The sequence below is a fragment of the Haploplasma modicum ATCC 29102 genome (genome assembly GCF_000687835.1).
Classification (GTDB): domain Bacteria; phylum Bacillota_I; class Bacilli_A; order Acholeplasmatales; family Acholeplasmataceae; genus Haploplasma; species Haploplasma modicum.
This window is the reverse complement of record NZ_JHYB01000005.1, coordinates 98,987-111,493: the sequence shown is the minus strand read 5'-3', so window position 1 is coordinate 111,493 and position 12,507 is coordinate 98,987. Positions and strand designations below refer to the sequence as shown.

Annotated in this window: 14 protein-coding genes; 1 reads left to right on the top strand and 13 read right to left on the bottom strand. The window is 26.2% G+C overall.

Annotated elements, in window-relative coordinates; all coding sequences use genetic code 11:
* The first annotated feature begins 8 nt into the window (after window positions 1-8).
* A complete protein-coding gene (lysS, locus tag T352_RS0104940; protein ID WP_026392007.1) occupies window positions 9-1,505 on the top strand; it encodes a lysine--tRNA ligase in 1,497 nt (498 codons plus the stop codon).
* A 92-nt stretch (window positions 1,506-1,597) separates the two neighbouring features.
* On the opposite strand, the gene T352_RS0104935 is transcribed toward lysS, so the two are convergent.
* The 13 genes from T352_RS0104935 to T352_RS07275 all read right to left on the bottom strand — a co-directional run bounded on the left by T352_RS0104935 (window position 1,598) and on the right by T352_RS07275 (window position 12,505).
* Window positions 1,598-3,754, bottom strand: a complete 2,157-nt coding sequence (locus T352_RS0104935; protein WP_026392006.1) for an LTA synthase family protein — start codon at window positions 3,752-3,754, stop codon at window positions 1,598-1,600.
* An 11-nt stretch (window positions 3,755-3,765) separates the two neighbouring features.
* Window positions 3,766-4,116: a DUF2200 domain-containing protein gene (locus tag T352_RS0104930; RefSeq protein ID WP_026392005.1), complete on the bottom strand. Its 351-nt coding sequence runs from the start codon at window positions 4,114-4,116 to the stop codon at window positions 3,766-3,768.
* Between the two features lie 73 nt (window positions 4,117-4,189).
* Window positions 4,190-4,822: a hypothetical protein gene (locus T352_RS0104925; protein ID WP_026392004.1), complete on the bottom strand. Its 633-nt coding sequence runs from the start codon at window positions 4,820-4,822 to the stop codon at window positions 4,190-4,192.
* A gap of 10 nt (window positions 4,823-4,832) precedes the next feature.
* Window positions 4,833-5,915, bottom strand: a complete 1,083-nt coding sequence (locus T352_RS06960; protein WP_026392003.1) for a phosphodiester glycosidase family protein — start codon at window positions 5,913-5,915, stop codon at window positions 4,833-4,835.
* A gap of 156 nt (window positions 5,916-6,071) precedes the next feature.
* Complete coding sequence (locus T352_RS0104915; protein WP_026392002.1) at window positions 6,072-7,019, bottom strand: hypothetical protein; 948 nt, start codon at window positions 7,017-7,019, stop codon at window positions 6,072-6,074.
* Window positions 7,016-7,537, bottom strand: a complete 522-nt coding sequence (locus T352_RS0104910) for an RNA polymerase sigma factor (RefSeq protein WP_162151208.1) — start codon at window positions 7,535-7,537, stop codon at window positions 7,016-7,018. Before T352_RS0104910 ends, T352_RS0104915 begins: the two co-directional genes overlap by 4 nt.
* Before the next feature lie 15 nt (window positions 7,538-7,552).
* On the bottom strand, window positions 7,553-8,416 hold the full coding sequence (locus tag T352_RS0104905; protein WP_026392000.1) for a hypothetical protein: 864 nt from the start codon (window positions 8,414-8,416) through the stop codon (window positions 7,553-7,555).
* Window positions 8,417-8,541: 125 nt separating this feature from the next.
* Entirely contained in the window at window positions 8,542-9,489 is a 948-nt protein-coding gene (trhO, locus tag T352_RS0104900) for an oxygen-dependent tRNA uridine(34) hydroxylase TrhO (RefSeq protein ID WP_026391999.1), read from the bottom strand.
* Window positions 9,490-9,561: 72 nt separating this feature from the next.
* Window positions 9,562-10,263, bottom strand: a complete 702-nt coding sequence (locus tag T352_RS0104895) for an N-acetylmannosamine-6-phosphate 2-epimerase (RefSeq protein ID WP_156951205.1) — start codon at window positions 10,261-10,263, stop codon at window positions 9,562-9,564.
* Between the two features lie 21 nt (window positions 10,264-10,284).
* Window positions 10,285-10,671 carry a hypothetical protein gene (locus T352_RS0104890; RefSeq protein ID WP_026391997.1) on the bottom strand — a complete coding sequence of 129 codons (387 nt, stop codon included), beginning with the start codon at window positions 10,669-10,671 and terminating at the stop codon, window positions 10,285-10,287.
* Window positions 10,671-11,537: a carbohydrate ABC transporter permease gene (locus T352_RS0104885; RefSeq protein ID WP_051615844.1), complete on the bottom strand. Its 867-nt coding sequence runs from the start codon at window positions 11,535-11,537 to the stop codon at window positions 10,671-10,673. The genes T352_RS0104890 and T352_RS0104885 overlap by 1 nt, the downstream gene beginning before the upstream one ends.
* Window position 11,538: 1 nt before the next feature.
* Window positions 11,539-12,060, bottom strand: coding sequence for an ABC transporter permease subunit (locus tag T352_RS07280; RefSeq protein WP_232361987.1), 522 nt, complete (start codon window positions 12,058-12,060; stop codon window positions 11,539-11,541).
* The gene (locus tag T352_RS07275; RefSeq protein WP_210994358.1) at window positions 12,029-12,505 is read right to left on the bottom strand and encodes a hypothetical protein; all 477 of its coding nucleotides are present in this window, start codon (window positions 12,503-12,505) and stop codon (window positions 12,029-12,031) included. Before T352_RS07275 ends, T352_RS07280 begins: the two co-directional genes overlap by 32 nt.
* Window positions 12,506-12,507: the final 2 nt, after the last annotated feature.

Below are 12,507 nucleotides of genomic sequence, written 5' to 3'. Positions count from 1 at the left end.
GTTTTCTTATGAATAACAATAATAACTTAACCGAACAAGAAATTGTTCGTCGTAACAAAGCAAATGAATTACGAGAAAATGGTATTGACCCATTTGGACAAGCCTTTGAACGTACCCATAAAATAATTGATATAATTAATGAATATGATAAATTTGATCATGACCAATTAGAAGAAAAAAATGTAGCAGTTACCATCGCAGGCCGTATTGTCCTTAAAAGAGGACAAGGTAAAGCTGGTTTTATGCACATCTTAGATAGAGATGCAAAAATTCAAGTATACGTTAGATTAGATGCAGTTGGTGAAGAACAATTTAGCATTTTCCAACACTCAGACCTAGGTGATATTGTTGGTATTTCTGGAGTTTTATTTAGAACAAAAACAAATGAATTAACAATTAAAGCTACTACTTATACTCACCTTACAAAAGCACTTAGACCACTTCCTGATAAATTCCATGGTCTTCAAGATGTTGAAGAAGCAAGACGTAGACGTTATGTTGATTTAATTGTTAATGAAGAATCTAGAAGAGTTGCTTTAACAAGACCAAAAATTATTAGAGCAATTCAAAACTACTTTGACTCAAAAGGATTTATTGAAGTTGAAACACCAGTCTTACATTCAATCTTAGGTGGTGCTGCTGCAAGACCATTTGTCACTCATCACAACACACTAGATATGGACTTTTACTTACGTATCGCAACCGAACTTCCATTAAAGAGACTTCTTGTTGGTGGTTTAGAAGCTGTTTATGAAATAGGAAGACTTTTTAGAAATGAAGGTATTAGTCATAAACATAATCCAGAATTTACAACAATTGAAGCATACCTTGCATATTCTGATATGAAAGGCATGATGAACTTAGTTGAAGATGCATTATCAACAGTTACTAAAAATGTTGTAGGTACTTATGATATCACTTATAAAGAACAAATAGTTCATATGCAAAAACCATGGAAGAGAATTCATATGGTAGATGCGATTAAAGAACAAACAAATATTAATTTCTTTGATATTTATGAATTAGAAGATGCAATTAAACTTGCTAAAGAACACCAAATTCAAGTGCCAAAACACTTTAAATTAGGTCATATTATTGAAGCTTTCTTTGAAAAATATGTTGAAGAAACACTAATTCAACCAACAATGATTTATGGACATCCAACTGATATTAGTCCACTTGCTAAAAAAGACAAAAATGACGAAAGATTTACAGAAAGATTTGAGTTATTTATTGTTGGTAGTGAGTTTGCTAATGCTTTTAGTGAATTAAATGATCCAATCGATCAAAAAGAAAGATTTATGGCTCAACTAAAAGAAAAAGACTTAGGTAATGATGAAGCAACCGAAATGGATACAGACTTCATTGAAGCCCTAGAATATGGTATGCCACCTGCTGGTGGAATTGGAATTGGCATCGATAGATTTGTAATGTTATTAACTAACACACCAAATATTAGAGATGTTATCTTATTCCCACATGCAAGACATAGAACTGAAAAATAATAATTAATAAACTTTTATTAACCTATTGGCTAGTAAAAGTTTTTTTTTATACAAAAAAAGCTATTACTTTTACATAATAGCTTCGATAATTTTTATATTCGATTTTTAAAATTTTGGAACAGATTATTATTTAATGAATAGTCACTTGCTCTTTTAAAGTTTACAATCAGTTTTTTAATTCTTTCAATATCTAAATCTGTATAGTTTATATCATAAATTAAATGTTTATCATTTTTAAAGTTAGTTATAAAACCATCAGTAATAATATTTAAAGACTTATTATCAAGGGCAAATGAAGGTTCGTTGCTCATTCCATGAGTTCCAAATAAATAATCTTTATCGTCTAATTCTAACCCAAATAAATCAATAATTGTACGGTATAAATCAACTTGGTCTCTTAATAGTGGTTGATTACCTTTAAGTAATCCCTCTTTAAAACTAATTGACTTCCCATCTATATCTTTGGTAATTACTTCTTCACCTGGAACATATATAAACGCTAAGGTTTGTAATAATTTTTGTTTGATCTCTAAATTCTCTAACTCGTTATCATATAAATAGTTAACATCTTTTTGTTGTAACCCAGAGCCATGATCACCATAAAACACGTAAGCTGTTTTCTTTCTATTATAGAGATTATTAGTATCTTCGATATAGTCATCACCATAGGCATTAACATCTTCAAAAAATAATTTAAATGATTCATTATAGTATTTCAAATAATTAAAATACTTAACTGATAAACTATCTAACTCTTTAATAAATTCTAAATCATACATATCACTATCTTTCATATCTTCATGATATGGATCATAATGATATGGTGTATGTGGTAACATTGTAATTAAAAACTTCATAAATTTTTCATCATTTAATAAGTTATTATCAATCTCATTATTTAAATAATCAAGGGTAATACGATCACTCAACCAATATCCAGACTTATGATTATACTCATTTTGTAGTTCTTCTAATGTTTTACCAAAATCTTTAATTAATGTTTCTTTAGCTTTGTATTCATCAAAGCCAAACATATTTGGATGGACATTATTTCTATTATAAAATATCTCATCATTACCATGATAAGAAATAGTTGAATAGTTCTTATCATTAAATAATTTAGGTATTGACTGGAAATTATAGTTTTTTACTGCAACGTCTTTATCAAATTCCCATCCTATTGTATTTATACCATTAGCGTAAAGACCAGTTAATACTGATACTTCTGCATCAAAACTATTACCAAGTCCAACGGTTGTGTAAAAATTTGAGAAAACATATGATTCATCTAGTAGTGCAACTAAGTTAGGTAGTTTATCTCTTAAAATCGGATTTTCTAGTAAAAAATAATTAAATGATTCAAGATGAACTAATACCAAATTATAATCTTCTAATATTCCTGTAATAGAGTCATTATCTGTGAGATTGTTAACTAACTTCCCACTAAAGTCTGAAACATCTTTTTTTAATACTTCTTTTTTATATTTCTTATTATCTAATATATTAATATACTCATCTTTATTTTTATTAAACTTATCTAACTCAATAATAATATCATTTTGATCAATATCTTCTTTGGCCGCAAAATCAAATCCTACGGCATCTAAGAATATAAAGTTATAAATACCCATGTTTTGAGTTGCATAAGCTGATTTAGCCGATTCTAGAATTGTAGTCCCTTTTAAACTTGAACTAAATAATACAATATTAATTAAAAATAAAACTGAAACACTTAAGATTGATTTTACAAAGTTGATTGGCTTTAAACTTGAAAAACCATTTATTTTTTTTCTATTAACTAGAAAAACAATAAGTAATACAATAAATGGAATAAATAAAATTATTCTATAATATGTTATCATTTCACGCATTGATTCAAAAAATATTGTTAAACCAAATCCAGCAGCAGGATTTTTAAAAATTGAAAAAACACTAATAGTAAAAGCTGTTCCATAATATCTGTTAAATGTGTTTACCCAGAAAAGAGATCCTGATAAAACAAAACTTGCGACAATTAAGGAAATAATTCTTGTTTTTATATTTCTAGCAAACAAGTGAATAAAAAACAATATTATAAGTAGAAAACTCAAATTACCAATAATTGAATTAACAACACCTATCCATGTGTATTCAAATGTTGTTATATATTTATTTAGAAACTCTGTTGTTACTACATATGTAATTAAAATATTTAACACTAAAAATAAAATTACAAATGTACTATATTTTATTTTAACTTCCTTTTTCATAAAATCACCATTTATATCCTAAAAACTTTATCTAGACTCTTACCTTTTACTAACTCATCAACTAGCTTGTCTAAATATCTAATTTTCTTCATTAAACCATCTTCTAATTCTTCTACTCTAACACCACAAACTACACCTTTTATTAAATTACTTTTAGGATTAAAGTTTAAGGCCATATTAAAAAAATCTTCTAAGCTTATATTACTATTTTGTTTTTCTTTCAATTCATCTAAAGTATACCCGGTTAGCCAAACTATTACTTCATCTAACTCTTCTTTAGTTCTATTTTTTCTTATTATCTTATTTAAATAAAGATTATAGATAGCTGAAAAACTTGTTTTAAATAATTTCTCATTTTTCATGTTATCACCATATATGATTATACAATAACTATTAATTTTTATCTAATAATTAGTTAAAGTTATTATCTTTAACTTATTTTTTCATAATATTATTTATTGCTTCTTTATAAATTTCAAATGTTCTTATATCTTTATTATCATTATAATTTTTCATGTTTAAATATAAATCTCTTAAATCTTCCCATAATCCATTATTTTTAATATCATAAGTTAAGTCATCTAATAAATTTATACTTTCTCTTGTTTCAAAAAAATATTCACTATTTTTTCGATCATAAATTAAAATATCTTGTTGTTCTTTTTCATCAATAACTATAGCAAAATCTATACTATGAATTACTTCTTTTTCAATTCTATCTGGCATTAATACCGTAATTGATTGATAATTATTAATAGTATTTTTAAATCCTTTATTTTTTAAGATGTTATTAATAGTTGAAAGAAATAACATTCTTAATTGTTTAGCTGTTTTATCCGGATATTTTTGTAGTAACAAATTATAATGAATATCAATCCCAGTAGTTCCATTAACCTCTCTTGTTACAAAGTTTTCCTTAGATGGACCAACTAAAACAGGATTAAAAGTAACTCCCTCCTCTTTTAGACTTTTTTGTAACTCTCTAATTAAAAATGAAATATCATTTTTTATCTTACTTGCTTCATCATTTCTAACGTATTCAAATACTCTTCCTTTATAATCAGCCATTTTTTTCCTCTTATTTTTCTTTATATAAAACAATGATATTCGTTACTGGTCTAAGTGGCATTTCACATGGAACATTAACAATCTTTAACTCATCATTATCTCTTAAAACAACCTGAGTTGAGCCACCACCATCTAGGTTGTAGGCATAAACTCCACCATACTTGTTAATAATATTTGCAAATTCACGATTATCAACTCCAACTGAACTTGGAATTCTACCATCAACTGTTACAAACATTATTTTATTATCTTTATCTAGGGCAAGAGCAGTTCTCGGATGTCTAACAACGTTATGTTCAAAGTTTTGTCCTGTCATTTCACCAAAGTCTAATACTCGATTATTTTTTACGATATAGCCATCAAAACCAAGTGCCATTTCATCTTCTTTTAATCCTTCAATCAAATAGCTAATCATAATTTTTTGACCATTTTTAAAACTAATTTTATCACTTACAATTTTATAAAATGTTGGAGTTTTTGTTATAACTCCTTCAACAAAAAATAATTCTTTATCAATTAGTTTCATTTTTACATCTACATAGTATTCTGTTTTATCAACTAACATTTTACTATTTGTTATAAAGGCTAAATCTTTATTCATCTCATTTACAAAAATTTCTTCAGTTAAGACAACACTTTCTTCTTCATAGACTCTTAAGTACAGTTTATCATCAGTTGTTGATTGTTTAAAATATTCTAACGTTTTAAAATCATTGTTAAATTTGATTGCTTGATATTTAGCATGATTCTTATTATTTAATATTCTACTTCCGTATAAAACACTTGTATTAACAGGAACATCAACAAGATCTCTCATATAGAAATAATCTCCATTAATAGCTGATATTACTTCAACATTTTCATTTATTTCTTCAAAGTTTTTTGCGGTTTCTAAGACATCACCTAATCTATATGTCCCATTATCAAACATCGACCAGACTGCAATCTTTAAATCATTTTCGTTAACAATAACATTAACTTCTTGGATTGTACTAGTTCCCATATCGTTAATTGATTCACCATTTATTTTTAAGTGCTTAACAGCATTATTATTTTCAATAATATTTTTTTCAATAAAATTAAGTTTGCTCATTTTTTCTTCACCAGTATCTCCTTTATATTCTATCTATTATTATACATTAAATATTAAAGTTTTTAATATCTTTATTTTAAAAATAGTACTTAATAATGGCTTAATTAGAAGTTTTTAAAATAAAATACCAAATGAGTATTTCATTTGGTATAATATCTATTTAATTATCTCAATATCATCTAATAGATAAATATATTTTTTATTTTCTAAATCTAATTTAAGTAAAAACATCTCGCTATCTAAATGTATTTGATAATTTAGTTTATCAATAACTTCTAAAGTATATTCAGTCTTTAATTTATCTTTGTTTATACTAAACTTAACTTCATCTTCTTCTGCTTTTAATTCAATTTTGGTAACTAATTTATTAGCTATATATAATTTATATGAAAATGAATATTCATCTTCTTCTAACTCTTTATTAATAACTATTTTATTTGATTTAATATCTTGATAAATAGTAACTTTAATCTCATTTTCATCTTTTTCTATTTCTTCTTCAGAATAAAAGTTATAGATGGTATTATTATAAATAACGATCCCTTTCATTTCCTTTTCTTCTTCATCATCTTCGGTTTCACGTTTTTCATTATAATATAAGACATATGATGTTGCTACTCCAAAAACATTAGTGTTTGAAACTTCCATCTTATACATATAATTAAAGTTATCACCATGATTTTTAGTTATTTTTATTGTATTAGTACTTAAGCTCATGTAATCTTCAATAATGTTAATATATTTATGAAATGAATCAATATCATCAACCTTAATACTTGATAAGCTTATTTTGTTAGAATTGCTTGATGCAAGCTGTATTCCACCAATTGTATAATCAACTACTATTTCATCCTTTTTAGTTACGCTAATATTAATAGGGTTCTTAATTTCTGTATTTGGTTTAAATATTAATAACCCTACAAAAAATCCGATAATTAGGGCAGTTGTAATTAATGATAAGCTAAAGAAAATATTAAATTTTCTTTTTTCCGAAACTATTTCTTCTTCTATTTTTATAGAAGATAGATCAATTTTATTTAAAATATTAGGTGTTTCTTTTTCGATATCTGATTTAATTATTTTTAATATCTCTTTATCTTTCATAATTTCTCCTCCTTCATATTATCTCTCATTTTCTTCATTGCTTTATTATATAGCCAAGTTATAGTTCCTACTGGTTTATTTAAGATTTTAGCAATTTCTTTATGCTTATAATTTTCCATTGCATAAAGAATTACTACCTCTCTTTCGCTATCATCAAGTAATGATAAAAAATAATTGGCATTTAGCTCATTTGTAACATCACTTTTTACATTAGGAAAGAGATACTCACTTTCCGTAATATCAATAAGCATCTCTTTCTTGTTTTTTCTGTAATAATCAATTGCTTTATTTCTAGCAATCATAATAACCCATGATGAAAACTTATAATTACTATTATAGCTATTAATTGATTTAACAACTTGAATGTAAGTATCTTGCATAAGATCTTCTGTTACATCCCTGCTTTTAACAATATTAATTATTATTCCATATACACTAGACTTAGTATAGTTATAAATATATTCAAAAGCTTCGTTATCTTTCTTCTTTAATTTTTCTATTGCTTCTACTAAGTCCATTTAATATTCTCCTAATTATTTATACTGATATGTGATTACTCCTGATTCGTCTGTAACAATAATAAATTCTCTTTCACCTCTATTAATTAGTTCTTCACCTTTAACAAAGAATTTAATTACTCCACTTTCTTTATCATCATTTAATTTTAAGCGATAAATCTTAATTTCATTTGCTTCAAAAACTTGAAGTTTAATTGCTAAATCATTATCTTCCATTTCAAAGTCAAAATGAATTTTTTTAACCATTTTACCATCTTTAAAGAAATGAGTTTTAAAAACTTTTTCTAATTCTGTTTTATTATCTTCTGTTTCAGTTTCAACTTCATATTTTAATCTTGTATAATTATTTTCGTCTAAAGAAATTATTAAGTCTAAAGAAAATTCTTCTTCTACTTCATTTTCTTCATTTTCTATTTCAATTTCTTTAAATCCTTCTACAGTATACATTATATCATTATTTAAAATAATACCATTTATACTATATTTTTGTTCAATTTCTTCTTCATCAATTTCTTCTTTAATTAATGACTCATTATAATAAAAATCGAATACTTGATCATTATTTATTGTAATATTAATTAAGAACTTATATTCTTCTTTATCTGATTCTTTTACTTCTACTTTAAATGCCTTATCATTTAAGAATGCTAACATGATATCCATGTTTTCATCATTAAATTCAACATCTTCCATATCCTTATTTTTACTATTTAAAGTAATTAAACTATTATTGCTTAAAATAGACTCAACACCACTAACAGCTGAGATTGCATAAATATTTTCTTCACTCCTAACATCTACCTTACTCTTTGTTCCTCCACAACCAACTAATACTAGTAATCCAATTGTTACTATTAAACCTAAAATATATTTTTTCATTTTTAAGTCTCCCTTCTTTCTTCACATATAATACGAATTAGAGACTATTTTTGTTGGTAAAAAATGTATTTTAATAAAAAAAACTTGATTTTATCTATAAAAATCAAGTTTCAAGTCATTTTTTATTATAATTTCAAGTTTCCAACAATCTTTAAAACATCTTCATCCGAAATATTATTAGCTATAACATAACGATTTCTTTTATTTAACATACATTCTTTGCTGCAAGACTGTAAATATTTCTCTTCAGATTCTAAGCTTAAAATCATTTGTTTATTGCATTCTGGGTTACCACAATTAACATATCTCTCACAAGGAAGCTTAGTATAATAATCTTTCCCAACAATTACTTCTTCAACCATATTAATTCTACTACTCAATCTTTCATCAAAAACATACATTTTCCCGTCAAAAAGATTTCCCTTAACTTTACTATCAGTTCCATAAGTATGAATCCCACCTTCAAGTTGATTAACATCACTAAATCCTTCACGTTTTAACCAACCAGAAAACTTTTCACATCTTACTCCACCAGTACAATAAGTTAGTATTTTTTTATTTTCAAATAAGTTTTTATTTTCTCTTACCCAGTTAGGTAAATCTCTAAAAGTTTTAATCTCTGGTTTGATAGCATTTCTAAAGTGGCCCAAATCATACTCATAATCATTTCTAGCATCAATAATTACTGTATTTTCATCATTCATAGCTTGATACCATTCATCTGGTTTTAAATAATTACCTGTTAAAATGCCTGGATCAACATCATCTTCTAAACTAAAGTTAACAATTTCTTTTCTTGATCTTACATGAATTTTTGAAAATGCATGTTTATCTGATTTATCAACTTTAAACATGATATCCTTAAATCTATCATCATTTCTTAAATCATTCATATATTTACTAGTTTGATCAACAGTACCTGATAAGGTACCATTAATTCCTTCGTTAGATATTATTATTCTTCCAAGAACACCTAGTTCTTTACAATAGTTTAAATGTTTTTTTGCAAAGTCATCCGGATTATCAATTTTTATGTATTTATAGTAAAGCAGTACTTGATAGTTATTTTCCATATATTTCTCCTTCTATACGATATTTTAATAATACCAAAAGAGAAATATACGTTAAAGAGAAATGCTCTTAGTTTATTTAAAAGAAAAGTTTTTGTTTTTCATTACATTTATATAGTTTTTAGTAATTTGTTGAGGTCTTGTTATTGCTCCACCCATAACTATTGCAAACGGAGAAACTTCTGCCATTCTTGCTAAATCAATGACATCTGAAATTCTACCTTCAGCAATTACTGGGGTTGTAATATTATTAATTAAATCTTCAACTAATTCAAAATCTGGACCTTCTTGTTGTTTAGAATACTCAGTATATCCAGATAGTGTTGTTGAGATTAAGTCAAACCCATATTTTTCTGCATCTATTCCTTCTTCTAAGTTTGAAATATCTGCCATTGTTAAAATATTATGTTTCTTTATATATTTAACTTTATCTTCAAGAGAAACATTGTCTATTTGACTTCTATTTGTTGCATCCATTGCAATGATATCTACTTTAGCCTCGATTAAAGCATCTATTTCTTTCATTGTTGGGGTAATATATCTTTTTGAATTTTCATAATCTATTTTAATAAGCCCAATTATTGGTAAATCAACAACATCTTTAATTGCTTTTATATCAGAAATGCTATTTGCTCTAATAGCAACAGCACCACCTTCTTTAGCAGCAAGTGCCATCTTTGCCATTATATCTGATCCATATAATGGTTCATTTTCAAGAGCCTGACAGGATACAATTAATCCTTTTTTTAGCTTATTTAAGATTTCATCTTTGTTCATTTTATCAACCTCTCTTAATTCTTAAGCTTTTTTAGTAATTTTGTTAATTATGAAATATCCTAGATAGAAAATTATTTGATACATAATTGTAAATCTAAATGGTTCAATTGGATAATTAATAATTAACTCTTTCAATATATTATAATCAATAACTCTAATTAAGAGACTAATTGTAATAGCTACTATTACATTAATAATTGTTGATTTTAATAAATTTTTATGATTTATTTTTTCACTTTCTTCTTTGTAATTTAGTGTATTACAAAGTGGATAAATAATAAATGTATTAAATAATCCTAAGATTAGGCCAATCATAAAATGTTGTAAAGCAAGCATTAATCCTACAACAAAACATGCAGTACCTATCGCCCATGATTTAATGAAAAAAGTCTTAAGTGATTCATTCATTATTTATCTGATCCTAATACTAATCCTTTAACAAAGAATCTTTGTAAGAAAGGATATAAAACAAGAATTGGTACTGTAGCTGTGAAAATTGATGCAGCACGAATTGAATCTGTTGTTAAGCTATCTGCTACATGAGGTGGTAATTCGTGTGCTGGTATTTGTGACATGTTTAACAATGTTTGTAGATATGTTTGTAGTGGCATTTTCTCTGGTGATGAAATATAAAGCATACCGTTAAAGTATGAGTTCCAGAAGCCTACTGCATAAAATAATGCAACAGTTGCAAGTGTTGGAAGTGATAGTGGAATTAAAATATCTTTAAATATTCTAAGTTCACCCGCTCCATCAATTTTTGCTGATTCCATTAATGATTCTGGAAGAGTTTCAAAGAAGTTTTTAACTAACAACATATTATAAACAGATATTAAACCTGGTAATATTAGTGCTAAATAACTATCTCTAAGCCCTAATCCTGTAATTAAAATATAGTTTGGAATTAAACCACCATTAAAAAGCATAGTTACAATAAAAATAACTAAAAATACTTTTCTTCCTTTAAATTTCTTTATAGATAAAGGATAAGCTGTTAGTGTTGTAATAATTAAACTTAAGAATGTACCAACTACTGTTATAAATAATGTTGATTTAAAACCATTCCAAAACTGCTTGTTATTGAAAACATATTTATATGCACTAATATTAAAACCTACTGGGAAAAATGTGATTTTACCGTTAGAAACAGCAACTGGATCAGATAGGGATGTTGCAAGTAAATTGAAAAATGGCAGTATAATTGATAAGCCAAAAATACTCATTATAACATATGTTATAATACTGAAAACTTTATCATTTTTTGTTTGTAACATTTTACCATAACCCCTTATCCATTGTTTTTCTTGTTATGAAGTTACCACCTAAAACAAGTATTAGTGCGACAACTGAGTTAAATAGTCCAACTGCAGTTGCAAAGCTATATTGTTGTGATTCAAGCCCTAAACGATATACTAATGTTGATAAGATGTCTCCCTTTTCGTATACGGCATATGAATACATATTAAATATTTGGTCAAATCCTGCGTCAAGAATTGCTCCAATTCTTAAAATAAATAATAAAACAATTGTTCCTGTAATCGAAGGTATTGTTATATTAATTGCTTGCTGCATTTTTGTAGCACCATCAATTTTTGCTGCTTCATATAGTTGTGGATTAATCCCTGTGATTGCTGCAATATAAATAATTGCATTCCACCCTACTTCTTTCCATCCTGCAGAAACTACTGTAAGACTTCTAAAAAAAGCATTATTACCAAAGAATGCTATTGACTTGCTTGTTAAACCAACACCTTTTAACCAGTTGTTAATTAAACCATAAGGTCCTAATATTTGAATAAATATCGAGGTAACAACAATCCATGATAAGAAGTGTGGTAAATATATTACTGTTTGAATTGTTTTTTTTATACCATGCTGATTTCATATCAGTAATCATAATTGCAATTATGATTGGAATTGGGAATAAAAATACAATTTTATATATACTAATTATTAATGTATTTTTTAATGCTCTACCAAATTCTGGATTACTGAATATTTTATTAAAATGCTCAAATCCTACCCACTTACTTTGAAATATAGCATCTATTGGATTTTTACCTGCAAAGATTTGATAGTCTTTAAAAGCAATTACCGTACCTAACATCGGTAAATAACTAAAAACGAAAACTAAAAGTAGCGCTGGTATTAAAAATAAATATAAGGAATTTCTTTCAATGAATTCTTTTATTTTTTTATTTTTTGCACTTTTTTGTTCGTCTATTTTTTCTACTTGATTCATTT